Origin of the sequence: Lascolabacillus massiliensis (assembly GCF_001282625.1) — a bacterium.
GTDB classification, from domain to species: domain Bacteria; phylum Bacteroidota; class Bacteroidia; order Bacteroidales; family Dysgonomonadaceae; genus Proteiniphilum; species Proteiniphilum massiliensis.
On sequence record NZ_CTEJ01000001.1, the window covers coordinates 637,407 to 663,061 of the forward strand.

Annotated in this window: 23 protein-coding genes; 13 read left to right on the forward strand and 10 right to left on the reverse strand. The window is 36.3% G+C overall.

The window, feature by feature from the left end:
• The first annotated feature begins 129 nt into the window (after nt 1-129).
• From BN1354_RS02540 to BN1354_RS02580, 9 genes are all read left to right on the forward strand, one after another.
• A complete protein-coding gene (locus BN1354_RS02540) occupies nt 130-2,154 on the forward strand; it encodes a transketolase family protein (protein ID WP_045089846.1) in 2,025 nt (674 codons plus the stop codon).
• 35 nt (nt 2,155-2,189) lie between these two features.
• A complete protein-coding gene (locus BN1354_RS02545; protein WP_053826146.1) occupies nt 2,190-2,645 on the forward strand; it encodes an RpiB/LacA/LacB family sugar-phosphate isomerase in 456 nt (151 codons plus the stop codon).
• A gap of 59 nt (nt 2,646-2,704) precedes the next feature.
• Nucleotides 2,705-3,655, forward strand: a complete 951-nt coding sequence (locus tag BN1354_RS02550; RefSeq protein WP_082331521.1) for a S41 family peptidase — start codon at nt 2,705-2,707, stop codon at nt 3,653-3,655.
• 9 nt (nt 3,656-3,664) lie between these two features.
• The gene (locus BN1354_RS02555) at nt 3,665-4,393 is read left to right on the forward strand and encodes a lipoate--protein ligase family protein (RefSeq protein WP_045089844.1); all 729 of its coding nucleotides are present in this window, start codon (nt 3,665-3,667) and stop codon (nt 4,391-4,393) included.
• A 109-nt stretch (nt 4,394-4,502) separates the two neighbouring features.
• The gene (locus BN1354_RS02560; RefSeq protein ID WP_045089843.1) at nt 4,503-6,068 is read left to right on the forward strand and encodes an SUMF1/EgtB/PvdO family nonheme iron enzyme; all 1,566 of its coding nucleotides are present in this window, start codon (nt 4,503-4,505) and stop codon (nt 6,066-6,068) included.
• A gap of 47 nt (nt 6,069-6,115) precedes the next feature.
• Complete coding sequence (locus BN1354_RS02565) at nt 6,116-7,498, forward strand: Gfo/Idh/MocA family oxidoreductase (protein WP_045089842.1); 1,383 nt, start codon at nt 6,116-6,118, stop codon at nt 7,496-7,498.
• Nucleotides 7,499-7,504: 6 nt separating this feature from the next.
• Entirely contained in the window at nt 7,505-8,419 is a 915-nt protein-coding gene (locus BN1354_RS02570; protein WP_045089841.1) for a TIM barrel protein, read from the forward strand.
• 106 nt (nt 8,420-8,525) lie between these two features.
• Nucleotides 8,526-10,940: a cytochrome c biogenesis protein CcsA gene (gene ccsA / locus BN1354_RS02575; RefSeq protein ID WP_053826147.1), complete on the forward strand. Its 2,415-nt coding sequence runs from the start codon at nt 8,526-8,528 to the stop codon at nt 10,938-10,940.
• A gap of 138 nt (nt 10,941-11,078) precedes the next feature.
• Nucleotides 11,079-12,056, forward strand: coding sequence for a Gfo/Idh/MocA family protein (locus BN1354_RS02580; protein ID WP_053826148.1), 978 nt, complete (start codon nt 11,079-11,081; stop codon nt 12,054-12,056).
• A gap of 60 nt (nt 12,057-12,116) precedes the next feature.
• Here BN1354_RS02580 and BN1354_RS02585 read toward each other — a convergent pair whose 3' ends face one another.
• From BN1354_RS02585 to BN1354_RS02605, 5 genes are read right to left on the reverse strand one after another with little or no spacing between them, the layout of a single operon-like run.
• On the reverse strand, nt 12,117-13,019 hold the full coding sequence (locus tag BN1354_RS02585; protein WP_053826149.1) for a bile acid:sodium symporter family protein: 903 nt from the start codon (nt 13,017-13,019) through the stop codon (nt 12,117-12,119).
• A gap of 1 nt (nt 13,020) precedes the next feature.
• Complete coding sequence (locus tag BN1354_RS02590) at nt 13,021-13,944, reverse strand: alpha/beta hydrolase (protein ID WP_053826150.1); 924 nt, start codon at nt 13,942-13,944, stop codon at nt 13,021-13,023.
• A gap of 14 nt (nt 13,945-13,958) precedes the next feature.
• Complete coding sequence (gmk, locus tag BN1354_RS02595; RefSeq protein WP_045089837.1) at nt 13,959-14,522, reverse strand: guanylate kinase; 564 nt, start codon at nt 14,520-14,522, stop codon at nt 13,959-13,961.
• A 7-nt stretch (nt 14,523-14,529) separates the two neighbouring features.
• Complete coding sequence (locus tag BN1354_RS02600; protein WP_045089836.1) at nt 14,530-15,402, reverse strand: YicC/YloC family endoribonuclease; 873 nt, start codon at nt 15,400-15,402, stop codon at nt 14,530-14,532.
• A gap of 38 nt (nt 15,403-15,440) precedes the next feature.
• A complete protein-coding gene (locus BN1354_RS02605; protein ID WP_045089835.1) occupies nt 15,441-16,166 on the reverse strand; it encodes a CDP-alcohol phosphatidyltransferase family protein in 726 nt (241 codons plus the stop codon).
• 229 nt (nt 16,167-16,395) lie between these two features.
• On the opposite strand from BN1354_RS02605, the gene BN1354_RS02610 reads away from it, so the two are divergent.
• From BN1354_RS02610 to dinB, 3 genes are all read left to right on the forward strand, one after another.
• The gene (locus tag BN1354_RS02610) at nt 16,396-16,833 is read left to right on the forward strand and encodes a LexA family protein (protein ID WP_053826151.1); all 438 of its coding nucleotides are present in this window, start codon (nt 16,396-16,398) and stop codon (nt 16,831-16,833) included.
• Between the two features lie 28 nt (nt 16,834-16,861).
• Complete coding sequence (locus tag BN1354_RS02615; protein ID WP_053826152.1) at nt 16,862-18,121, forward strand: Y-family DNA polymerase; 1,260 nt, start codon at nt 16,862-16,864, stop codon at nt 18,119-18,121.
• A gap of 85 nt (nt 18,122-18,206) precedes the next feature.
• On the forward strand, nt 18,207-19,292 hold the full coding sequence (gene dinB, locus BN1354_RS02620) for a DNA polymerase IV (RefSeq protein ID WP_154904812.1): 1,086 nt from the start codon (nt 18,207-18,209) through the stop codon (nt 19,290-19,292).
• Nucleotides 19,293-19,301: 9 nt separating this feature from the next.
• On the opposite strand, the gene BN1354_RS02625 is transcribed toward dinB, so the two are convergent.
• The gene (locus BN1354_RS02625) at nt 19,302-19,844 is read right to left on the reverse strand and encodes a 1-acyl-sn-glycerol-3-phosphate acyltransferase (protein ID WP_045089831.1); all 543 of its coding nucleotides are present in this window, start codon (nt 19,842-19,844) and stop codon (nt 19,302-19,304) included.
• Nucleotides 19,845-19,858: 14 nt separating this feature from the next.
• Nucleotides 19,859-21,805: an ABC-F family ATP-binding cassette domain-containing protein gene (locus BN1354_RS02630; protein WP_053826153.1), complete on the reverse strand. Its 1,947-nt coding sequence runs from the start codon at nt 21,803-21,805 to the stop codon at nt 19,859-19,861.
• Between the two features lie 177 nt (nt 21,806-21,982).
• Here BN1354_RS02630 and BN1354_RS02635 point away from each other — a divergent pair, with 177 nt between their 5' ends.
• The gene (locus tag BN1354_RS02635) at nt 21,983-22,423 is read left to right on the forward strand and encodes a cold shock domain-containing protein (RefSeq protein ID WP_053826154.1); all 441 of its coding nucleotides are present in this window, start codon (nt 21,983-21,985) and stop codon (nt 22,421-22,423) included.
• 52 nt (nt 22,424-22,475) lie between these two features.
• On the opposite strand, the gene hisS is transcribed toward BN1354_RS02635, so the two are convergent.
• From hisS to BN1354_RS02650, 3 genes are all read right to left on the reverse strand, one after another.
• A complete protein-coding gene (gene hisS / locus BN1354_RS02640) occupies nt 22,476-23,840 on the reverse strand; it encodes a histidine--tRNA ligase (RefSeq protein WP_053826155.1) in 1,365 nt (454 codons plus the stop codon).
• Between the two features lie 75 nt (nt 23,841-23,915).
• A complete protein-coding gene (locus BN1354_RS02645; RefSeq protein WP_045089827.1) occupies nt 23,916-24,509 on the reverse strand; it encodes an LEA/WHy family protein in 594 nt (197 codons plus the stop codon).
• A gap of 12 nt (nt 24,510-24,521) precedes the next feature.
• Nucleotides 24,522-25,610, reverse strand: coding sequence for a DUF2027 domain-containing protein (locus BN1354_RS02650; RefSeq protein ID WP_053826156.1), 1,089 nt, complete (start codon nt 25,608-25,610; stop codon nt 24,522-24,524).
• Nucleotides 25,611-25,655: the final 45 nt, after the last annotated feature.

Consider the following 25,655-nt stretch of genomic DNA (forward strand, 5'->3'; position numbering starts at 1 on the left):
AGGTATAAACATATCAAACTATAGGGTAGGTAGATTTAAAAAATAACTATCTTTGTAAATAATCTACTTTTATGTGAATAGTATAATAACTATTTGCTATAAATGAATAACAATATTTGATCGATTTTTATGAATGATAATGCATTAATGAACAGGGCAGCCGACAATATCCGTATTCTTTCGGCATCAATGGTAGAAAAGGCAAAATCAGGGCATCCAGGTGGTGCAATGGGTGGCGCGGATTTTATAAATGTACTGTTCACGGAATTCCTAGAGTATGACCCTGAAAATCCAACTTGGGAATCAAGAGACAGATTCTTTCTTGATCCAGGCCATATGTCAGCCATGTTATACTCTGTTTTATGTCTAAGTGGTAAGTTTTCAATTGAAGAACTGAAAAACTTCCGTCAGTGGGGTAGTCCCACCCCAGGTCACCCGGAGAGAGATGTTTTGAGAGGAATTGAGAATACATCTGGGCCACTTGGACAAGGACATGCTTTTAGTGCAGGAGCAGCAATCGCAGCAAAGTTTTTAAAAGCTAGACTTGGAGATATAATGGATCATACTATCTACAGTTTTATTTCAGATGGTACGATTCAGGAAGAGGTATCACAAGGTGTTGGGCGAATTGCAGGCCATCTTGGACTGGATAATCTAATAATGTTTTATGATTCAAATGAAATTCAGTTATCAACAACTACAGATGTAGTTACAAGTGAAGATATTGCGAAAAAATACGAAGCTTGGAACTGGAAAGTTATTACGATTGATGGGAATGATGTAGAGCAGATACGTAATGCACTTACTGAAGCAAAAGATGAGAAAGAAAAACCTACTCTGATAATTGGTAAGACTATTATGGGGAAAGGTGCATTAGCTGCAGATAATTCTTCTTTTGAGTGTAAGGTGTCAACACATGGTCAGCCTTTAACTGCTGCAGGAGCTGATATTAATCAAACAATTAAGAATCTCGGCGGGAATCCTGATAACCCATTTGAGATATTTCCCGAAGCTCAAGCATTATATGATAAAAGAAAACAGGAATTAAAGAAGATTGTATCAGCAAAACAAGCAAAATTTGAGGAATGGGCAAAAGCCAATCCAGAATTGGTAGAGAAAAAAAGGAAGTGGTTCTCGCGAGAACTTCCAGAGATCGACTGGCAAGCTATCCAACAAAAACCTAATTCAGCTACCAGGGCAGGTTCAGCTGCAGTCTTAAGTGAACTGGCACAGAAGGTTGAAAATATGATAGTTGCTTCAGCAGACCTCTCAAACTCAGATAAAACTGATGGTTTCCTAAAGAAAACAAAGTCATTTAAGAAAGGTGATTTTTCAGGAGCATTCCTTCAGGCTGGTGTATCAGAATTTACAATGTCGTGTCTTAGTATTGGTATGAGTTTGCATGGAGGAGTTATTGCGGCATGTGGTACATTCTTCGCATTCTCTGATTATATGAAACCGTCAATCCGTGTAGCAGCACTTATGGAAACGCCGGTAATATTTATCTGGACACATGATGCATTTAGAGTTGGAGAAGATGGACCAACACATCAGCCGGTTGAACAGGAAGCTCAGATTCGTCTGCTGGAGAAACTTCAAAATCACAGTGGTAAAAACTCTATGCTTGTTCTTCGCCCTGCAGATGTTCATGAAACAACCATTGCATGGAAGTTAGCATTAGAGAATGATAATTCTCCAACAGGTTTGATACTTTCGAGACAAAATATTAAAGATCTTCCAGCTGCAGAGTCTAGATTTACCGAAGCACTTAAAGCTGAAAGAGGAGCTTATATTGTTGAAGATGATCATAACTATGATGTGATTTTATTAGCTTCAGGTTCGGAAGTGTCAACTCTGGTGGAAGGTGCAGAGTTGCTTCGTAAAGATGGAATAAAAGTTAGAATTGTTTCAGTGCCTTCTGAAGGATTATTCCGTTCTCAATCACAAGAATATCAGGATTTAATATTACCGAAAGGGAAAAAGAAATTCGGACTAACAGCTGGGCTTTCTGTTACATTAGAGGGATTAGTAGGAGCTGATGGTACTGTGTGGGGACTTAACTCTTTTGGATTCTCCGCACCATATACTGTATTGGATGAAAAACTTGGATATACAGGTAAAAATGTTTATGAACAAGTACTTAAAATTTTGTAAACATAAGAAGCATAAAAATTAAATAACTAGGTATCATGTCAGATTTTAATGACTCGGAAAAACCTATCGGACTTGCATCAGACCATGCAGGTTTCAATGCCAAGAGCTACATAATAAAGGTGTTGGAAGATATGGGCCTGAAATATAAGGATTTTGGAGCCTATTCTACCGATAGTACAGATTATACAGATTATGCTCACCCTTTGGCACTGGCAGTTGAGAGTGGCGAATGCAGATTTGGTATTGCAATGTGTGGAACGGGAAACGGTATAAACATGACATTGAATAAGCATCAGGGAATAAGAGCCGCTCTTTGCTGGAACCCTGAGATAACATTTTATGCTCGTGCTCATAATAATGCTAATGTATTATCGCTTCCTGGAAGATTCCTTGATAGTGATGAGATATTAGAAATACTTAAAGTGTTCCTTAATACACCATTTGAAGGTGGCAGGCATGAAAGAAGAGTTAATAAAATACCGTGCGGCTAAGAATTAAAAAGAAATATGTCACACTTTTAATCCTGCAGTTTTTATTTTTTCAGAACTGTATGGAATCAAGTTTTCAATTCGATAATAATCCAAAGGGCAATTTTGATGCTCTTTGGAATATTATCGATAGGAACTATTGTTTTTTTGAGTACAAGAATATAAACTGGGATGCAGTCTATATAAATTACAGTTCACGTATTACACCCAATATGAATAATGAGGCATTATTTAAACTTATGGGTCAAATGCTTGCTGAACTTAAAGATGGACATGTTAATTTAACTGCTTCTCATGATGTAACTCGTTATTGGGAATGGCACGAAAATTATCCTGCAAATTTTGATTCAGAAATACAAAAACAATACCTGGGAAAGGAGACAGAATACAGCAGGGCTTCAGGTATGTGGTATAAAATTCTAGAAGACAATGTAGGTTACATTTATTATGGTAATTTCTCAAATGATGTTAGTAATGCCAGTTTGGATCAGATACTGATGAAAATGTCAATCTGTAGTGGATTGATAATTGATGTGAGAAATAATGGTGGAGGTAATCTTACCAATGTTGACAGAATAGCCAGTCGTTTCTTTAATGATAGAACGCTTATTGGCTATATTTCTCATAAAATTGGTCCGGGTCATAATGATTTTTCAGAACTTCATCCCAAGTATCTTGAGAGTTCAAATAGGGTCAGATATCAAAAACCTGTTGTCGTACTCACCAACAGAGGATGTTATAGTGCAACCAATGAATTTGTAAGTATTATGAAATATGCTCCTCAGTCAACAATTATTGGAGATAAAACAGGAGGTGGAAGTGGATTGCCTTTTTCATCCGAACTCCCAAATGGATGGTCAATTCGTTTTTCTGCTTCACCTATGTTTAATGCTGAAAAAGAGCACATAGAGTTTGGTGTTGAACCAGATATATATGTAAGTATGTTGCAGGAAGATAAAGAGAAAAACAGAGATACAATTATTGAAAAAGCCAGAGAACTATTAAAAAGGTAGCCACAAAACATGAATATTGTTGTTTCACCTTCTACAATACCATCATTCAATCTTGCTGCTGAAGAATATCTCTTCAGTCAAAAATATGATGACTTCGTATTTCTATACATCAACGATTCTAGTGTAATAATTGGTTCTAATCAAGCTGTTATTAACGAAGTAGATTTAGACTTTTGTATTGAAAACCAGATAACTGTTATTCGCCGCTTATCTGGAGGAGGAGCTGTATATCATGATAGAGGTAATATTAATTATTCCTTTATCCAAAATAAAACAGACGAACCTTTGAGTGCAAAGTTCCTCAATCCAATAATAAATACACTTCACTCATTAGGAATACCAGCTTTAATAGGCAAAAGAAAAGATATCTGGCTTGATGGTTATAAAATATCAGGTACAGCATCTCATATTTCTCGTGGTAGAGAGCTTCATCACGGCACACTTTTATATGATACAGATTTAAATGTATTGCAAAGAGTTCTTTCTTCCAAACAAAAAAACACTGTAAAAAAAGCAACAGCTTCGGTACCTAGTCCTGTTATTAACATTAAAACACATCTGTTAAAGAGTAATGGAAATGCTCCTGATGTTAAAAGTTTTTATGAGATTGTTAAAGAGAGACTTATGTCTTTTTTCAATATAAATGAATTGAACAATCTACAAATAGAAGAGATTGAAAAAATAGAGGAGATTAGAAAAAACAAGTATATACAGAGAGATTGGAACTACAAAATGTAATTTTTACATTTATTTTCTCTGTTATTATATTTTTTTTGTACTTTTATGGGCCATATGCTTTCAATATAAAAGAAAGCACTAATCATATTTTTATATCATTTAAACAACAATGTCGAGAATTTCAGAGAGGAACAACAAACCCAAAAAGAAATTTCACCAGCGAAAAGGTTTTCTAATATCAATAGGAATAATAATAGGAGTAGTTTTTGTTGCAGCTTTATATCAGACATCGGTATATTTTTCAACAAATGAATCCTGTATGATGTGTCATGTACACCCACATGCAGAGGAAAGCTGGCAGTTATCGGTACATGTAAATAATGGAAGTGGTGTTACGGTTAATTGTGTTGACTGTCATCTACCTCCTTCAGATAATACATGGGCACATTATTCTGCTAAAGCGGTGTTGGGAGCAAGAGATTTATGGGGATACCTTACTAAGGATAGTGCAGATTTTAATTGGGATCAAAAATCAGAATTGGAATATGCAATAAAATATATTCCCAATGAATCATGTGTGAAATGCCACCAGAACCTTTTTCCTGAAGGTATAACTGATGATGGAATAACAGCACATCTTTATTATGATGACAATGTAGAGAAGCTTGATCTGCAATGTATAAGCTGTCACTTAGATGCGGGTCATTATAATCCAAATTATGCCCATGGACAGATGGTTGGAATACCGGGAATGGGTGGATCATATGCTGTTGACACAAGTCTCTATTTTAAAGAATCTACACCAGTTAATTCTTTCACTAATTTCAGGGAACAGATACCTGGTACTGCAGTCTCTTTTAATATGATAGCAATTGAAGGCGGAACATTTATGATGGGAAGCCCAGAAAAAGAGCCCTTCAGAAAACCTGATGAATCGCCTCAACACGAAGTTACAGTAAGTCCATTTTTTATGGCAGAAGTAGAAACTACCTGGGATCAGTACTGGGCATTTTATGCAGAAACAATGAGTGAAGGAAGAACTCCCCCGGAAGTTGTATATGAAAATAATCTAAAAGCATTGGGTGTTGATGCAATCTCAGGTCCCACACCACCTTTCGGATATCCAGATCAGGGTTGGGGACAAGGAGACAGACCTGCAATCACTATGACACATTATGCTGCTGAAACATATTGTCAATGGTTATCAGAAAAGACCGGAAAGAAATATAGATTACCAACCGAAGCCGAGTGGGAATACGCCGCAAGGGGTGGAACTGAGACAGCTTATTTTTTCAAAGGTAATCCTAAAGAGTTTTCAAATAAAGGGTTCATGAGAAATGTATTTAAAGCTAAGACCGACAGCATAAGTTCATACGTAATATATGATAATAACAGTAACGGTCGTACACAACTGCCATCGGAAGTTCTGCCTAATCCATTTGGATTAAAGAACATGTTGGGTAATGTACTTGAATATACAGCTGATAAGTATGATCCTGAAGCATATAGTAAGAGATCAGGCAAAACTGTGGATCCTATAGTCACCGAGGGTGAAGAATGGGTTGTAAGAGGAGGAAATTATAGTTTTGATGCCTCAGATGTACGTAGTGCATCACGTTTTCATACACAACATGATGATTGGATGAGAACAGATCCACAGCAACCAAAAAGCATATGGTGGTATTCTGATATTAAAGGTATTGGATTTCGCGTTGTATGCGATCCGGAATTTTAATACACATTGAAAATTGACTATTTATTTTTTACATAATATTTATCCAGATGAAAAAAGAAAATAATTTAACCAGAAGATCATTCCTGAAGACTTCTGCTGTAGCAGGTGCAGTAGGTGTAATTGGCACAGGTTCTGCCGGTTTGCTAACATCTTGTAGTGGTGGAAATAAAGGAAAAGGTGGAGCGGCAACTCCATTGAGAGAACCGGGTAGTTATTACATACCCGAATTACCGGATCTTGCAACAGACGGTAAAGAATTAAAAGCAGGAGTAGTAGGTTGTGGCGGACGTGGATCCGGTGCGGCAATAAACTTCTTAAATGCAGCAAATGGAGTTACAATAGTAGCTTTAGGTGATGTTTTCCAAGACAGAGTAGATAGTCTTGCTGAAAAATTAAAATCAGATAAAAATATAGAAATACCCGCAGATAAACGCTTTGTCGGTCTCGATGCTTACAAGCAGGTTATTGACAGCGATATCGATGTACTGATCGATTGTACACCTCCATTTTTCAGGGCTGAACATTTTAAGTATGCAGTAGAAAAGAACAAACACTGTTTCCTTGAAAAGCCAATTTGTGTTGATGCAGCAGGATATCGTACAATTGTAGCAGCAGCCAAGCAGGCACAAGCCAAAAATCTTAGAGTAGTAACCGGAACACAAAGACATCACCAGCGTAGCTATGTTGAATCATACAAACAGATAATGAATGGTGCAATAGGTGAAATTACCGGTGGAGTTGTTTACTGGAACCAAAATATGTTATGGTACCGCGAACGTCAGCCTCAATGGAGTGATTTCGAATTTATGGTACGTGACTGGGTAAACTGGAAATGGTTATCAGGAGATCATATTGTAGAACAGCATGTTCATAATATTGATGTATTTACATGGTTCTCCGGCTTAAGACCGGTAAGTGCAGTAGGATTCGGTTCACGTCAGCGTCGAGTTACTGGTGATCAGTATGATAACTTCAGTATCGACTTTGAAATGGAAAATGGTATTCACCTACACAGTATGTGCCGTCAGATAGATGGTTGTGCAAACAATGTAAGTGAATTTATACAAGGAACAAAAGGATCATGGTCAAGCAATGGCGGACATGTAATTAAAGACTTAGCAGGAAACGTTATATGGAAGTATGACGAGGATGCAGAAAAGGCAAATTACAAACAGACCGACCCATATACTTTAGAACATGTTAATTTGATTAACTGTATCAGAGGCAATAGCCCAATAGAGCAGGCTTCCGAAACAGCTATCTCTAACCTTGCAGCTATCATGGGACGCGAATCTGCATATACAGGTCAGGTAGTTACATGGGATGCTATGACAGCGTCACCACTTAATTATACTCCTGCTGACATTAATATTGGCAAAATGGATATGTCAGGATTTACTGTTCCCGTTCCAGGTAGTGCACAAAAATAAAAACTTATGGCATTTGACAGAAGACAATTTCTAAAAACTACTATAGCTGGTACTGCAACACTGGCAATAGGTGGATGTAATACATTTGCTTCAACAGAAACAAAGGCAGGTAGTATTGCCGGAAAGGCTCAGTTGAATATCTCTTTTCAAGAGGGTACAGCTCCCGGGGCTACACTTCAAGAGAAGTTTGATTTCATGGAAGAGCATAATGTTGTAGGATTTGAACCACATGGTAAACCTCTTCTTCAAAGAAAACAGGAGTACAAAGAGGCTCTAAAGGGGCGTAATATTAAAGTAAGTGCTGTATGTGCCGGCTTTGATGGATTTATTTTATCTACTGATCCTGAAGTTAGAAAACTTTGTCGTGATACAATGGCTGAACTTATTATTGCCGCAGGTGAGTTTGAATCTACAGGAGTAATTATTGTACCTGCTTTTAATAGTCAGGTTCCTGTAATGCCTCACACACAGGAGACGCGTGATTTCCTTTGTGAACAGTTTGATGAAATGGGAACTTTTGCTCAACAGCATGGAACAACTGTAATTTTAGAGCCTTTAAACCGCAGAGAAGCATTTTATCTACGTCAAGTAGCTGATGCTGCCTCAATTTGTCGTGATATAAATAACCCTGGTGTAACTTGTCTGGGAGACTTTTGGCACATGACATGGGAAGAAACTTCTGATATGGGAGCTTTTATATCTGCAGGTGATTATTTGCAACACGTACATATAGCAAGTCGTGAGCGTCGAAGTGTACCTGGTGAAGATGGTGCAGCAGATAATTATGTAGATGGTTTCAGAGGTCTGAAAATGATAGGATATAACAAATATGTAAGTTATGAATGCGGAATCCAGGGTGAGCGTGAGGTAGTTGTACCTGCATCACTTGAATTGTTGAGAAAACAATGGGAAGAAGCTTGATTATGTTATAAAATCCTTCAATAAAAAATGGGTGAGGAGAGTAGTTCCTTTCACCCATTTTTTATATGTTTAAATTCTGTAATTTTATTTATCCTATATTCACATCATGGAACGATTTCTAAAATTTTTGTCATCTTATAAAGGTTCAATTGTTTTGATGCTTATCTATTCATTTGGTTTAGCAACTGCAACAATTGTAGAGAAACAGTTGGGCACACAAGCTGCAAAGATGCTTATTTATTACTCCCCGCTTTTTATACTCTTGCAGTTATTATTAGCAATTAATTTCTTGATTATTTTATTCAACAGCAACTATATAAAAAGTAAAAGGTGGGGGCTAATAATTATTCATCTATCACTTACAGTAATTCTTGGTGGAGCATTAACTACATTTCTTTTTGGGAAAGAAGGACAGGTTCACATTCGTGAAGGAGAAAAATCTGATCAGATGGTGATGCATACCTCCAAAGGTGTAAAAACCGAAAAATTGCCCTTCGTTTTAGAATTAAAAGATTTCAGATTAAATAGATATCCTGGTTCAAATAGTCCCTCCTCATATGAAAGTACTCTTCTGGTTTATGTAGATAATGATATTAGAGAAGTATCTGTATTTATGAATAATGTGCTGGATCTCAAAGGATATCGTTTCTTTCAGGCTTCATATGATAAAGATGAATTAGGAACAGTTCTTTCTGTAAATAAGGATGTAGCAGGTCGAACAATCACTTATACAGGTTATATTTTATTATTGATAGGATTTATTCTTATGTTTTTAATGCCCGGTTCCAGATTTAGAAAATTAGGAGAACAGTTAAAAGATATACGAGCCAGAGCAGATAAATTGACACTTGTATTTTTATTGTCTCTGATATCACTAAATGGATTTAGTCAGAATAATTGGAATGAAACGAAACATACAATCGATATAATTGAATCAATAAAAGATAATGCAATTCCAGTTGAACATGCAGAAAAATTTGGTGCACTACCTGTTCAGTTTCGCGGTAGAGTGATGCCATTGAATACATTCTCATCAGAAATATTACGTAAAATTCATAACGAAACAAATATATATAATCTTAATTCAGATCAATTTCTGTTAAGTTTATTAGTTAACCCTGAAAAATGGTCTCATGCAAAAATTATTTCTGGTGATCAATCATACCTGTCTTATAATCAATTTTTTGATGAGGGTGGGAGTTATAGCTTGTTAAATCAATTACAACAAATTTATAATCAGCCGGCAGACAAACGGAATGAATCCGAAAAAGATCTGATTAAACTGGATGAAAAGGTAAATATACTTTATCAATTATTTACACATATTATACCGGGAATATTTCCACATGCAGAAGATCCATCTCATACTTGGTATAATTTAGGAGATAATTTATCCGTTTATGAATTTAAGGACTCGGTTTTTATAACAGATTCATTCAACAATTATCTTGCAGAGGTAAGATTATCATTACAATCAAATGATTGGAGCAAACCTGATGAAATACTTAATTCAATCAAAGAATATCAATTAAGTAATGATAAAGCCTCACTGATCAGACCAAATAAAATTGAGGCAGAATTGAAATATAACCGACTTAATATATTTAATTACTCTAAATTAGGCTACTTTATCTTAGGCGGATTACTATTGATTTTGGCATTTATCCGTTTAATGAATAGAAAAACCTGGTTGCAATATGCAAGTACTATTTTGATAATTGGAATAGCTGCTATATTTATATATCATCTATTTGGTATGGGCATGAGGTGGTATATATCAGGTTATGCTCCTTGGAGCAATTCATATGAAACTATGGTATATGTGGCGTGGGCAACTGTCTTAGCAGGATTTATATTCGGAAGAAAGAATATACTAACACTTTCTCTTGCTACACTATTTGGTGGAGTCATACTTTTTGTTTCATCACTTAACTGGATGGATCCACAAATAAATACACTTGTTCCAGTACTCAATTCTCCATGGTTGATGTTTCATGTTGCAGTTATAGTTGCTGCTTATGGATTCTTTGGTATTAGCTTTTTATTAGGTCTCACTAATATTATTATAATGTCATTTAATAAAGATAGCTCTCTCATAGCTCTTAGAATAAAAGAGCTAAGCGTGATAAACAATATGTCACTGCTAACAGGCCTTGCGCTCATGACTATAGGTACATTCCTTGGAGCTGTCTGGGCAAATGAATCATGGGGAAGATACTGGGGCTGGGACCCAAAAGAGACCTGGGCACTTATTACTATTATAGTGTACTCAGTCGTTACTCATCTTCATCTTGTTAAAAAATGGAATAGTGACTGGTTGTTTAATTTTACATCTGTCTTAGGATTTTCATCTGTTTTAATGACCTATTTAGGAGTAAATTACTTCTTGAGCGGTATGCATTCATATGGTCAAACAGATACTTCCTCTTCTGTTTTTGTGTATATTGCGATAGTTTTTACAATAATAGTAATTCTTGGTTTCCTATCCTATAATAGGAGAAGTAAATTCATTGATTCATAGAAAGATATAATGTGCAATGTAAATAATCAGGTGTTCGAAAACACTGCCACAAAGTATTAATTACTCGTTGTATAAATTATAGGAATTATTTTATGGTTTTGAGTCTAAATAATTAAATTAATCAACAATAATAGTAATATGGTTAAATGGGGATTTATTGGCTGTGGAGCTGTAACAGAGAAGAAGAGTGGACCAGTATTCAGAAAAGTTGAAGAATCAGATGTAGTGGCTGTCATGCGCAGAGATTCTGTGAAAGCAGAAGATTATGCCAAACGTCATGGAATAAACAGATGGTACAATAACGCACATGATTTAATAAATGATCCAGATGTTAATGCTGTATATGTAGCTACACCTCCCGGGTCTCATGCCGAATATGCAATAACCGCAATGAGAGCAGGTAAACCAGTGTATATAGAAAAACCCATGGCAGCTTCTTTTCAAGAGTGCATCGAGATAAACAGAGTTTCAGAGGAAACTGGTGTGCCATGCTTTGTGGCTTATTATCGCAGAACTTTGCCCTATTTCAACAGAGTCAAACAGATTATCAATGATGGTCTTCTTGGTGATATATCTACAGTACAGATCCGTTTCTCTATACCACCATATGCTACTGATTTTGATAGGGCGAACTTACCATGGAGAGTTAAGAAAGAACTAGCCGGAGCCGGTTATTTTTATGATCTCGCGTCACATCAATTTGACCTGCTTGATTATCTGTTGGGCGAGATAAAAGATGTACAAGGTTATAAAAGTAATATTGCCGGACTTTATGATGTTGAAGATACTGTTGTAGCATCTTTCAGATTCGAGTCCGGAGTAATAGGTAGTGGTAGCTGGAGTTTTATAGCACCTAAAGATACCAGATCAGATCTTATCTATATTACAGGAACCAAAGGCAAATTGACATGTTCCACTTTCAACTTTTCTCCAATTATATTAGAAACCTCAGAGTGTGAGCAGGAGTTCTTTGAAGAGAATCCCGAGAATATTCAATTCTATCTTATTCAGAGTATTGTTAATTATCTAAATGGTAAGGGTGATAGACCTGTAAGCACCGGTATTACTGCACAGCGTACTAATTATATAATGGATAAAATTCTGTCAAAATTCTAACCAGGTGTATGACTATTACTGCTTAATTTAAACTATTAAAAGATCTATTTTCAATTGCATCTATTTTTTATCTTTCAATCTGGCATGCCTCCATATTTGCCATGAATTTACTATGTTTTGCCATAGAACATAGGTTCCCGGTCCTAATGTTGCCAGGGGATTAAGATAAGTTTGAGTAAGCCATATAGCAAGAACAGTATTTTTTTGCCCCAAACCTTGTCCCCCTGCCACTACTCTTCCAAACTTTTTACCGATAAGTCTTCCAAAGTAAAACTGCAGAAGACATGTTATCATAGATGCTACTGCAATTACTACCTCTAAAGTATAGTTGCCATCATCTTGTAATTGAACGTATTGTGTTACATTTCCAATTACGATGGTTAGTGCTGCAGCCCATATATAGAAAGATACAATCTGGGCCTTCTGTATTCTTCTGTGAATCACAGGTGCACTCTTTTGAAGTAAAAGTGCTAAAAGAAATGGTACAACAAGAATTGGAATTACGCTAATAAAAATGTGCCAGAAAGAAGATATAAGATTAAAGCTTTCAGGTGTACCACCTACAATTGAAAGAAACAGTGGTGCTATTAATGCAACAGATAAATTGCTTATAATAGAGTATGCAGCTGTTACCGAGATACTTCCCCCAAGTAAACCAGCAACAACAGGAGCTGATGTTGCCGTTGCTGTTAATACACAAATCATCACTGCTTGCGCCAGAATTTCATTAACTGGTCGCAATGCAATATATATCACTGCACTGCCAATATATTGAATAGCAAGCAGTATGTAGTGGAATTTTGTTAATTTGACATCATTTATACCTATTCGACAATAAGATATAAACAGCATTATAGCTAAAAGTAGTGGAAGAAAAGGGGAGAATACCGAGAGATGTTTATGAAATGCAATCCCTAAAAACATCGCAATAGGGAGCAGATATTTTTCCAGAAACTTTTGCATATCATTTGTAAAAATTTCCCGGTGACACAGAAAATCTAGATTTTTTCATCTTATCCTTATAGCTAATATCAATCATTAGCTGTTTTCGATCTAATATAAGATCTGTTATAAACTTCTCAATCTCAGGTAGAAATTCATTCATAGGGGATTCAGATACTTCATGCCCTATATCCTCAATTCTATAATACATATAAGGGTAGCGTTCCTGTTTAAACCTCTTTACCAGTGAATTTGACCCAAACATACCTATATGAAACAACCTTTTTTTATCAAAAGGAACAAGTCTGTCTGCACTTCCATGAAAGAATAGAGTAGGTGCTGGCTTTTGGGTATATGATGGTAAACCTTCTGTACTAAAAATACCTCCTGCAAATGAAATTACTCCTGCATAGTGAAAATCTTCCGGTAAAATGTCTGCAGATGAATGGTTGTCACGCTCTTCATAATCAGCTTGAAGAACTGTAATAGCACCGGCACTTGATCCGCTTATAATTATTAATGAAGGATCTATATAAAGTTCATCGGCATTCTCCAAAAGAAAGTTAGTCGCTGAGTAGAGGTCCGAAACAGCAAGACTAATTGCATTCTGTAATGGCTTATAGTTCAACAATCCTGGTGCTGACTGATCTTTCATACCCAGTCGGTAATCTATAGAAACTACAACAAAACCCTTGTTTGCAAAGTAATTAAAAAAGTTAGAATATTTTTCATAGTCTCTTGTGCCTTCTTTAAAACCACCACCAAAAACAAATACAATACAAGGTCTGGGAAGTAAAGCCAGAGAATCACTTTGGTAAATATCCATCTTTAACTGTTGTCCATCTTTTTCTAAAAAAACATGAGTCTCTTTATTAACAGAATAACCTAGCAGTAAAAATGGAGATATGAAGAAGATGCAAAATACAATTAAACTTATACGGTTCATAGCAATAAAAAAAGTTATTGTTGAATAAAGTCTGTAACTATTTTTAAAATCTCAGCTCTGGCTCTTTCATAGTCATCATTGCAAATTGTAACATCAAACAGTGGTGAAAAACTAATTTCATATTCTGCCTTTGCAAGACGGCCCTCAATAACCTTAGGAGAATCGGTTCCTCTCTTTTCAAGTCTCTCTCTCAAAACTTCTATAGAAGGAGGCATAATGAAAATGCTTAATGCCTGGTCTCCATATATCTTTTTGATATTCAACCCACCTACACAATCCACATCAAATATAACATTAGAACCCTCTTTAAGAATGCGATCTACTTCACTCTTGAGTGTTCCATAATACCTGTTTGGGTACACCTCTTCATACTCAAGGAATTCGTCGTTATTAATTCGTTCTCTAAACTCTTCGGGTGAAAGAAAATAATACTCAACACCATTCTTCTCTTCTCCTCGTGGCAGACGACTTGTAGCAGAGATGGAAAAGCGCATATTCAATCCCTGAGCCAGCAGATATCGCACAAGAGTTGACTTACCTGCTCCGGAAGGGGCTGAAATTATAATTAATCTAGCCATTATATATTTATAATATATTTAGTATCTGTTCTTTAATTTGTTCAAGTTCATCCTTCATCTGAACTACAATTCGTTGCATATCAGATTGATTCGATTTGGAACCGAGTGTATTTATTTCACGTCCTATTTCCTGAACTATAAACCCGAGTTTTTTGCCCTGCGATTGATTTGCTTTCAGAGTCTCATCAAAATAATCCAGATGATGAGCCAGACGGCTTTTTTCTTCATTTATATCCAGTTTCTCCAGGTAGTATATAATCTCCTGTTCAAATCTGTTTTTATCTATCTCAAATCCTTCCAGGTGATTCAGACCCTCATATATTCTGCTTTTAATTTTATCAACCCTTTCCTCTTCGAAAGGCTCAATTTTTGATAACAGCGTTCGTATTTTGCCGATTTTGTGAGTAAGAAGATTCTCCAGCATAACACCTTCTTGTCTGCGGAATGCAATTACCTCGTTAGCAGCATCTTTTACCGCTCTTTCAATTGCTTTCCATTCCTCATCATCAAGCTCTTCAACGTCCTGTTTCATTACATCAGGAAGACGTAATAGTATCGAAAACCAATCTGAAGGTGCTGGAATATTATTATTAATAGATATTTGTTCTATCTCTTCACGATATTGATTTAGTACATTATAATCTATTTTCGATGATACATCTTTAGAGAAAACCTCCACATTCAATGTAAGGTCTATTTTCCCTCTCTCCAGAATGCTGGAAAGTGTATTTCGCAGTTCAATCTCTTTTACTCTATACACAGTTGGAATGCGTATGTAAAGATCAAACTGCTTGCTGTTTAAGGATTTAATTTCTACTGTAATTTTCTTATTGGGGAGTTCTGCAACTGCTTTGCCGTATCCCGTCATCGAGTGAGTCATACCTTCATTTTTCCACAAAGGTAGAGATTTTTATTTAATTATGCATGCTCCTTTTGCATGGCTTTACGCTCTTTCTCTTTTAAAATGCGGTCAGCTTTATCCCTTTCATCAGCCAACTTGAGAAGTTTACGCCACTCAACAAGATTTGATATTAACAGGAATATACAAGCAACAGTTGCCAGGTACTGTATGGTGCCGGGCACAAAAACTTCAAGTAGAATAATTGAACCTATTGCAATACGCACCTCGGTTGGTCCGAAGATTCCTGAGTCAATAGAATATTGTCCGCCAATCTTATATCGCAGTTGTGCTGTAATCATTTCCCATCCATACAGTACAACAAAAAAGAATCCTGCTAGTTTCCATACACCGGGAGCATAAATTATAAAACCTGTACCTATAAGTATTGTTCCAACCCAGTCTACAGTAACATCCAATGAGAATCCATACCATTTACGAGGCTTGTTACGATAATAGGCAATTCGGCCATCAAGCGAATCTCCAAACCAGTTTACAATAAATCCTAACAAGGATAGGAGCATCCAGTATCTGCTGTAAAAAGCCCCCAGAACAAAACTGGTTGCAACCATTAAGTTTCCAAAAAAACCGATAGCGGTAAGTCCGTCAGATGATATCCAAGAGGGTATCTTTTGCACAAGGTAAGCAATCGTTTTTTGTTCCCACGCACGAAGTATATTTGTTCTTTGCCTGTCTGTTGAGATAAGTCTGAGCGACTTAACCATACTACTTTTGTTAATATTCATATCAAACCTAAATTTTCGGGTTATACTTTTGTTCAATGGGATAATGAACTATATGACCTTCAGTTCTATCTCTCATTGCAAATGTAGCCATTATAATTTGGATGTTACGAATTTGTTGCGAAAAAAATAACCTCTAAATTTAATTAATCCTAAAATTTAAACGATTAAGAAATGCTAAGTTCGAAATTATTAAGATATAAGCTCTCTTAATTTTACGTACATTTGCTATATGAAAAAGGTGTTCATATCATCACAACTGGATATTTACAAGCCGGAATTTTCTGAGCTAAATATTCCTTTAGCCGGAGAGGCTTCTGCCGGTCCGTTCACTAATGTGGATGACTTTGTTAGCGAGCGTATTGATTTGAATAAACTGCTAATCAGACATCCCGAAGCTACTTTCTATGCAAAGGTTAAGGGTAATTCAATGAATGAAGATTTCAATGATGGAGATCTGCTTGTTGTGGATAAAGCAGAAGAGTGGTCCCATGGTAAGATAGCCCTCTGCTATATGGATGGAGAATTTACTGTAAAAAGGATAGATATTGAAAAGGGAGTCTGCAAATTACTGCCATCTAATCCCCAATATAAACCTATAACCATAACTTCTGAGAATACACTTCTTATATGGGGAATTATAATTTTCTCCATTAGAAGGCATGGATAGATAAATATTAACCAAATAAGATACTGTAATGGTAGCGCTGATAGATTGCAATAATTTTTATGCATCGTGCGAAAGGGTATTTAACCCCTCTTTAATAGGCAGACCTGTTGTTGTTCTTTCCAATAACGACGGGTGTGTTATTGCCCGTAGCAGTGAAGCCAAGAAAGTAGGTATTGAGATGGGTGTGCCTGCATTCAAAGCAGCAGATCTGTTCAAGAAACACAATGTAGCGGTCTATTCAGCTAATTTTGCTCTTTATGGTGATATGAGCCGAAGAGTAATGTCTGTCCTAGCAGGTTTTACACCAAATCAGGAGGTCTATTCCATAGATGAGTGTTTTCTTGATCTTTCAGGTATTCAAGAAGATATGAGAGGGTACGGTCTTAAGATGAAGGATAAAGTATGGCAGTGGACAGGAATACCTGTAGGTATCGGCATCGCTCCAACAAAAGCACTGGCAAAGATAGCCAATCGCATTGCAAAGAAATATCCATCACAAACAGGGGGTTGTCATGTGATAGATAGTGACGAGAAGCGTCTGAAAGCACTAAAGTGGTTGCCTGTTGCGGATATTTGGGGAGTAGGCAGAAAGAGTGCAATGAAGCTTAATGCAATAGGAGTAACCAAAGCCATTGATTTTATTCAGCTGCCTGAGTCATGGGTTCGTAAAAACATGACAATCACAGGAGTTAATCTTCAGCGTGAGCTCAAAGGAATTCCCTCAATAGATATAGTAGAGCTTGAGAAAGCAAAGAGCTTTTCCGTTACCCGTACCTTTGAAAAAGAGTATGACACTTTTGATGAGGTGAAAGAGCGTTTAATCACTTTTACCTCCCTTGCTGCCGCCAAAGTAAGAGCACAGCAATCACTTTGCCGCCGTATGCTGATCTTTCTTCAAACAAACTTCTATAAGGATAGTGAAGAACAAATTGCTCGTAGTGTAGAAGTCAGACTCCCATTTCCAACCTCATCAACTCTAGAAATAGTTGATTTTGTGGTGGCAGGATTAAAACAGATTTATGAACCTCACAGACATTATAAAAGAGCAGGAGTAACACTTTACGATTTTATCGATACAATTAATCTTCAACCAGCGCTTTTTCCCGAAATGAATTCTGATCCTCGTCATGAGCGTCTTATGGATGCTGTAGATAGAATTAATCATAGAACAAAAGGAGGAGTGAGGCTGGCTTCTATGGATGCAAAAACGTTTAAGATGCACCGTAATCATCTTTCAAGGGAATTTACTACCAATATTAATGATATTCTCGAAGTGAAATGTGATTAATATATTTGAAATATAATAAATTAACCTTATATTTGAATTATGTTAAATGCACCTCGCACATGCTTTATGAGGTAATATTTGTTTAGTGAACCGAAAGATAATCCATATCGATATGGATGCGTTTTATGCATCCATTGAACAGCGCGATAACCCTGATTATCGCGGTAAACCCCTTGCTGTAGGTTATGGTGAAAAACGAGGTGTTGTAGCAGCTGCCAGTTATGAAGCCAGGAGATATGGTGTCCATTCTGCAATGCCTTCTGTAACTGCACTTCGTAAATGTCCCAATATTATTTTTGTGCCACCAAGATTTGATGTATATCGTAATGTTTCTAACCAGATAATGCAAATTTTTCATGAATATACTTCAATGGTTGAACCACTGTCACTTGATGAAGCTTTTCTGGACGTCACTGTAAATAATAAGGGAGCCCGTTCTGCTACTCTAATAGCTAAAGAGATCAAACAAAAAATCTATAACCGAACTCATTTAACATCATCTGCAGGAGTATCTTATAATAAATTTTTGGCTAAGATAGCATCAGATTACAGAAAGCCTGACGGATTGTTTGTAATCGAACCAGAAAAAGCAGAAGCATTTGTAGAGAAATTAACTATCGACAAATTCTTTGGTGTAGGAAAGGTAACTGCCAAACGTATGGTTGAGCTGGGGATCCGAACCGGTTATGATTTAAAGCAGTGGTCCGAACTAGATCTTGTGAAAGAGTTTGGTAAAGCAGGAAGCACATACTGGCATTTTGCAAGAGGAATAGATGACCGAGAAGTAGAATCGGAAAGAGTTCGTAAATCTTTAGGCGCAGAGGTTACATTTATGGATGACCTGGATGAGATAGTCGATATCCTTGGTTCACTTGATCAAATTGCAAATGAAGTACATCGTAGGGCACAAAAGCGTAAATTTCTTGCAAAAACTGTTACATTGAAGGTGAAGTATGCCGACTTTACACAGATTACAAGGAGTAAAACTGTCAACTATTATGTAAACAGCAATGAGAAGCTATTTGAACTTGGTAAAGAGTTGTTATTGCAGGTAAATGATATAGAGGAAAAGAAGATACGTTTAATGGGCCTAACCCTTAAAAAATCAGATTCTGAATTATCTTCTTATCCACATAGGGCAATACAGCTGACTCTTGATTTCGAAGAGTAGCCTACAATATCAGGGTATGAAATTCTCAGGCTTCTTTGCTTTTATGTTTTTAAAATAGGATTTAATTTTCACAATATCACTTTTATAGTCACCTGTCGGATAAAAAAGATCCAATGCTTTAGCTTCTTTTTTTGCATAATCAAGACCAACTAGCAGAATTGGTACATTAGCTTTTAAAGCAATAAAATAAAAACCCTTCTTCCACTCTTTCACAGGCTTCCTGGTCCCTTCTGGAGTAATCCCCAGATGCATCCACTTACGATTCTGAAACTCTCTTGCAAGTTTGGTAGTTAGAGATTCGTTACGATCTCTGTTTACAGGTATACCTCCAATGTTCCTGAAGAAGATGTTAAAAGGAAAGACAAACCATTCTGCTTTAATAAGGAAATTTGCCTGTCGGCCCAAGGATGAATAAGCAAGCTTACCAACCACAAAATCCCAGTTACTGGTGTGAGGTGCTACAGCAATCACACATTTGGGTACTTCTGGAAATGTATCAATAGCTTTCCATCCCATTAATTTGTTTAAAATGAATTTACTTAATCTAGCCATATGTTATAAACAATTTATCTTATAAAATTCTCTAACTCTAATGTTAACTTTTCCCACTTACTCATAAAGCCTTCCAGTTGTGTTTTAGTCTCGAGATACTTTTGTAGTTTTTCTGTATCTGCAGCACCTTCGGGCGTAGCAAGTTCAGCCTCAAGTTTAGAGATCTCATTTTCTAAATTTTCAATATTATCTTCAACCTCCTCTATTTCTCTTTCAAGTTTTCTCTGTTTACGGTTCTGCTCCTTCTGTATCAGGTAAGATAATTTATTTGAAGTTTCTGTATTCTGTTCTGCTTTCTCTGATAAATCAGATGATTGAGTAGTAGAAACTGAAAGCTCCAGCTGCTGCAGGCTTTCCAATTTCTTTTTAGAAAGGTAATCATAAATACCTCCAATATGCTCTGTTACCCTGCCACCACCAAACTCATACACCTTGTTTACAAGTCCATCAAGAAAATCACGATCATGCGATACAATAATTGCAGTGCCATCAAATTCACGGATAGCTTTTTTCAATACATCCTTTGAAGCCAGGTCCAAATGATTTGTAGGCTCATCAAGAATAAGCAAATTAACCGGTTCAAGCAACAAGCGTATCATAGCAAGCCTGCTCCTTTCTCCCCCCGATAATACCTTAACCTTTTTATCAGAGGCCTCTCCTCCAAACATAAAGGCACCCAGGATATCTCTTATTTTGGTGCGGATATCACCTACTGCTACATCATCAATGGTTTCAAAGACAGTCCTCTCTTCGTTTAACATCTGAGCCTGGTTTTGAGCAAAATATCCTATCTTTACATTATGACCATGTGTAAGATTTCCCTCAAAATCGATCTCGTTCATTATACATTTTACCAGAGTGGACTTTCCCTCTCCATTTTTTCCTACAAACGCTATCTTTTCTCCACGTTCAATAGTGAGTGTAACATTTTTAAAAACAAGATGATCACCATATGATTTCGAAATATCCTCCATTATAACTGGGTAAGATCCCGAACGAGGTGAGGGAGGGAACTTCAGGTTAAGTCTTGAATTGTCAACCTCATCAATTTCAATCCTTTCAATCTTCTCAAGTTGTTTGATTCTCGACTGAACCTGATTTGATTTTGTGGGTTTATAACGGAAACGTTCTATAAATTCCTCAGTATCCTTAATCTGTTTCTGTTGATTCTCAAAGGCTCTGATCTGCTGTTCACGTCTCTCTTTACGTAATTCAACATATCTGGAGTAATTTACCTTATAATCATGGATGTCACCCAGTAAAATCTCTATAGTTCTATTGGTCACAGCATCCAGAAATGCACGGTCGTGTGAAACCAGCATTACTGCATTAGCATGAGTACTTAAAAAATTCTCCAGCCATTGGATAGATTCTATATCAAGGTGGTTAGTAGGCTCATCAAGCAAAAGAACATCAGGTGCCTGTAGAAGTATTTTTGCAAGCTCAATTCTCATTCGCCAGCCACCACTGAACTCACCGGTTGGTCTGTTAAAATCAGCTCTCTTGAAACCTAAGCCCAAAAGAGTTTTCTCTATTTCAGCCTCAAAATTGTGAATCCCTGACATCTGCAGTAACTCCTGCAGATCAGTTGCTCTTTCTATTATTTTATGATAAGCTTCCGATTCGTAATCAGTCCTCTCTGCCAATTGGTTATGTAGATACTCCAGATCTCTTTCCATTTTCTTTAAATGGTCAAATGCCAGAGAGGCTTCCTCAAAAACAGTGCGACTGTCATTGAGCTTCATCTGTTGTGGCAAATAGCCAATGGTAGCATCTTTTGGAACAGAAACGTTTCCTTTGGTAGGCTTCTGCAATCCGGCCATTATTTTCAACAAGGTAGATTTGCCCGCCCCATTCTTACCGGTTAACGCTACTCTTTCATTTCTATTTAACACAAATGATATATTGTCGAGTAGAGTAAAACCACCAAATTCAACGCTTAGATTTTCAATACTTAGCATTCGAATTAAATTTGTGCAAAGAAAGTGCTTTTTGAGAGACTATAAAAATATATTTCCTACCCATTTTATATAAAAATTTATCTATCCGAATTTTCAAATTATAGTTGTTGATTTCTACTTGCTTGATAAAGTGGGTATTTTTAGTTACATTTGTACACATAATATTAAAAACAAAATATGGCAAAATCAAATTCATTTAGTAAAAGAGAAATAGAAAAGAATAAACAGCAGAAAAGAAAAGAGAAACAGAAAAGAAGAGAAGAGCGAAAACTTAAACCTACTGATACCTTTGAAGACATGATAGCATATGTAGATCCCTATGGTGTTATTACAGATGAGCGTCCCGAGCCCAATTTGGTAGACAAAATCGAACTTGAAGATATTGAAATCTCAATTCCTCCAAAAGAAATTGAGGATAAAGGTGATCCTACAGGCATAGTTGAATTTTATGATGAAATTAAAGGTTTTGGATTTATTAAAGAATCTGATAGCCCAAATAAATACTTCTTCCATAGAAGTAATGCCGAATATGGTATAGGAGAAAATAATATGGTAACCTTTCGGTTAGAGAAGGGACCAAGAGGAATGAACGCTGTAGAAGTAAAAATGCTTAAGTAAAAACTTAAGCATTTTTTTTAATACACTAATCTCAATAAGTCACAGGATTCTGTCAGTGACCTTTAATTATATCTTTGATTTCTTGAAGAGAGACACTTTTTTGTTCCCCTGTTTTCATGTTCTTTAAGGAGATTGTATTGTTTTTCATCTCATTTTCACCAACCATTGCAACAAAAGGTATATTGTTGTTATTGGCATAGGTAAGCTGTTTCTTCATTTTAGCAGCATCAGGGTAAAGCTCGCTGCGTATTCCAGATCCTCGCAGACTGGTGATCAATGGTAAGATATAGTTTTCCTCTTTCTCACCGAAATTCACGAACATCAGCTCTGTAGAGTGAGTAAGATTTTCAGGGAACAGATTCAATTGTGTCAGTACATCATAAATGCGGTCTGCGCCAAACGAAATGCCAACCCCTGAAACACCGGGCATTCCAAAAATACCCGTTAGATTATCATATCTGCCTCCACCGGTAATACTTCCCATTTCAGCGTCCAGAGCCTTAACCTCAATAATTGTACCTGTGTAATAATTTAAACCACGTGCCAATGTTAAGTCTAGTACAACTTCATTCTTCAATGAAATGGCTTTAGATTTATCCAGTAGGTAATCCATCTCTGCCACACCTTTCAAACCAATTTCTGATTCAGCTAAAATTTCAGTAAGCTGGGCAGTTTTCTCTTTAGTAGATCCGCTAAGTTTTAAAATAGGCTGTAGCTTATTTATGGATTCCTCTGTGAATCCAGAAGCAGCAAGCTCTTTGTTTACTGATTCAAGACCAATTTTTTCAAGCTTGTCAATAGCTACCGTAAACTCAGTTATTTTTTCGGACTCACCAATTATCTCTGCTATACCTGAAAGTATCTTTCTGTTATTTATCCTTATTGATACATTAATTCCCAATCGAGAGAAAACCTCATCAATAATAAGGATAAGTTCAATCTCATTTAAAAGAGAGTCTGAACCCACTATATCAGCATCGCATTGAAAAAATTCACGATATCTGCCTCTCTGAGGTCTGTCAGCTCGCCAAACAGGTTGAATCTGAAACCTTTTGAACGGGAATGTTATCTCATTTCTGTGCATAACAACATATCTTGCAAAAGGCACTGTAAGGTCATATCTCAGTCCTTTTTCAGAAATCTTATTAGCTGTTTTTACAGAGCTCCCTTCAGTAATATCATCATGATTAACATCTTTGAGGAAATCACCTGAGTTAAGTATCTTAAAAAGCAATTTGTCACCTTCTTCACCATATTTTCCCATCAGAGTAGACAGGTTTTCCATTGCAGGTGTTTCAATCTGACTGAAGCCATAAATTCTGTAAACCTCTTTGATTGTATCAAAAATATAATTACGTTTCGCCATCTCTACGGGCGAAAAATCACGAGTACCTTTTGGAATAGAGGGTTTCTGCATCTTTCTTATCTGTTTTAAAATGCAAAGATACTGTTTTGCCTTACATTTTAAAAGGGCTGTAGCTAATCAATTATTTTATCTCCCACCAAATTTAAATTCAACTGGTATAGCAGCCGGAACCTTAATAAGAGTGTTACCCACACTCAATTTGGGCCATAATTTAACTGTAACAGTTGTCTCATTTGGAGTAATTCCCAGAAATCCACTCATCTCACTTGCCACTCTTTCCTGTGAATATCTGTTTATTATACTTTTAAGGTCAACGCTTATTGGTATAGGAACCACAACCGTTTCACCCGGTTGAATTCTGATAGGGATATCCATTTTACCCTCAACAAACTCCAGTTCATTAATAGAAATTGAATAATCCAGTGCATCAAGAAAAGCAGCTCTTGTATTAGGATTAGTCACATCCATATTCAAAGTCATGCTGAATGGTATATTCTGCCTTGAGTTACTGCCTGATAAGATTGTAGATATAGATGCCAGATTGGAAAGTGATATTGCTGAAGCATTACCAATATTTATTCCTGCCAGCTGGATATTGGAAAGTGAATTATATCGATACTCACTTTGAGCCAGCTGGTAGGCTCCTCCAATTTTGTTTACTACATCACAGCCGGTTAGAATCACAGCCGAAAGAACTATTAACAATACTCTTTTTATCATTTCAATTTCAGTTTATTTAATTATAACCATTGTTGCTCCATAACCATACTCCTGAAAAGAGGCATCCTGGTAGTAGCAAGATGGATAGTTTTTCTTCAATTCTTTTAATAATGCTGTTTTGAGTACACCATCTCCTTTCCCATGTATAAATACAATTCTCCGGTTTTTGTTTTTTATATTCTCCTTCATGACATCATTGAATTTGTTCATTTGATATTCAAGTATGTCAGCATTATTCATGCCAGCAGTTGTATCAATTAATTCATTAATATGCAGGTCTACTTCTATTACCGGGTCACTTTTTCTTTTTCTTATAGGTTCTTTCGTCGGTCTTCTTTCAGAGATCTCTTTCTCTTTCATAGCCTGTTCAAGGTCACCTGCAGAAATAAGCAATTCTCGTTCGGGGATATCATTCTTTATAATGTAATATATAATTGCATTATCTTCAAAATAATCGTTCTCCCTGAAACTGTGTAACTTATAAAACTTTACTGTATCAATACGCAGCTCTACTGAACATGGATTTTTAAACTTATATGTCTTGTTATGCTTAAATGCGATATACTGTACAGCAATCTTCTCTATTTCATTTAATTCATTTTTACCAAATTCCTCAAGAAATATTTTTGTATTTGGCTCTACTATACCGTTATACCTGCTTTTCCAGCTATTATTCTCACGGTTCATATAATTGAAAAAGAGAAAATAGTTACTGTCGTTCACAAAATAACATTCATACCTGGTAGTTGAAAGGTTTTTAGGGTCAACAGGCAAGTATGCTATACAGGCTGTAATCTTTTCACCTTCAACAGTCTCTTCAGGTTGATATGACTCACTTATTCTCACATCAGGCAATGAATCTTCAAGTTGTTGTTTTGTACCTTTTAATATCTCTTCCTGAAAGTTGCCTTCATCTGAAAAACTTCCCATTTTATTGTCCGAAGCTGATTCCACAACCACGCATTCAGATATTAGCACAGGAACATCAAACCCATGCTCATCTTCTACAATTACAACCTGCTTGTTCTGAAATCCTTTTACTACTCCTCCGCCAATACTGTTGAGGAATCTGACTCTGTCTCCTGTAGATATTTTCTTCATTTTTGTTATTCACTATATATCACCAAATTGTTGCAGTTATGATAC

Coding starts and splice junctions, on each gene's coding strand:
- BN1354_RS02570 (WP_045089841.1), top strand. CDS start 7,505: ATGGCATTTGACAGAAGACAATTTCTAAAAACTACTATAGCTGGTACT.
- BN1354_RS02585 (WP_053826149.1), bottom strand. CDS start 13,019: ATGCAAAAGTTTCTGGAAAAATATCTGCTCCCTATTGCGATGTTTTTA.
- BN1354_RS02555 (WP_045089844.1), top strand. CDS start 3,665: ATGAATATTGTTGTTTCACCTTCTACAATACCATCATTCAATCTTGCT.
- BN1354_RS02580 (WP_053826148.1), top strand. CDS start 11,079: ATGGTTAAATGGGGATTTATTGGCTGTGGAGCTGTAACAGAGAAGAAG.
- BN1354_RS02630 (WP_053826153.1), bottom strand. CDS start 21,805: ATGCTAAGTATTGAAAATCTAAGCGTTGAATTTGGTGGTTTTACTCTA.
- BN1354_RS02560 (WP_045089843.1), top strand. CDS start 4,503: ATGTCGAGAATTTCAGAGAGGAACAACAAACCCAAAAAGAAATTTCAC.
- BN1354_RS02600 (WP_045089836.1), bottom strand. CDS start 15,402: ATGACTCACTCGATGACGGGATACGGCAAAGCAGTTGCAGAACTCCCC.
- BN1354_RS02645 (WP_045089827.1), bottom strand. CDS start 24,509: ATGATAAAAAGAGTATTGTTAATAGTTCTTTCGGCTGTGATTCTAACC.
- BN1354_RS02540 (WP_045089846.1), top strand. CDS start 130: ATGAATGATAATGCATTAATGAACAGGGCAGCCGACAATATCCGTATT.
- BN1354_RS02650 (WP_053826156.1), bottom strand. CDS start 25,610: ATGAAGAAAATATCTACAGGAGACAGAGTCAGATTCCTCAACAGTATT.
- BN1354_RS02610 (WP_053826151.1), top strand. CDS start 16,396: ATGAAAAAGGTGTTCATATCATCACAACTGGATATTTACAAGCCGGAA.
- hisS (WP_053826155.1), bottom strand. CDS start 23,840: ATGCAGAAACCCTCTATTCCAAAAGGTACTCGTGATTTTTCGCCCGTA.
- BN1354_RS02605 (WP_045089835.1), bottom strand. CDS start 16,166: ATGAATATTAACAAAAGTAGTATGGTTAAGTCGCTCAGACTTATCTCA.
- BN1354_RS02615 (WP_053826152.1), top strand. CDS start 16,862: ATGGTAGCGCTGATAGATTGCAATAATTTTTATGCATCGTGCGAAAGG.
- BN1354_RS02550 (WP_082331521.1), top strand. CDS start 2,705: ATGGAATCAAGTTTTCAATTCGATAATAATCCAAAGGGCAATTTTGAT.
- BN1354_RS02565 (WP_045089842.1), top strand. CDS start 6,116: ATGAAAAAAGAAAATAATTTAACCAGAAGATCATTCCTGAAGACTTCT.
- ccsA (WP_053826147.1), top strand. CDS start 8,526: ATGGAACGATTTCTAAAATTTTTGTCATCTTATAAAGGTTCAATTGTT.
- gmk (WP_045089837.1), bottom strand. CDS start 14,522: ATGGCTAGATTAATTATAATTTCAGCCCCTTCCGGAGCAGGTAAGTCA.
- BN1354_RS02590 (WP_053826150.1), bottom strand. CDS start 13,944: ATGAACCGTATAAGTTTAATTGTATTTTGCATCTTCTTCATATCTCCA.
- BN1354_RS02635 (WP_053826154.1), top strand. CDS start 21,983: ATGGCAAAATCAAATTCATTTAGTAAAAGAGAAATAGAAAAGAATAAA.
- BN1354_RS02625 (WP_045089831.1), bottom strand. CDS start 19,844: ATGGCTAGATTAAGTAAATTCATTTTAAACAAATTAATGGGATGGAAA.
- BN1354_RS02545 (WP_053826146.1), top strand. CDS start 2,190: ATGTCAGATTTTAATGACTCGGAAAAACCTATCGGACTTGCATCAGAC.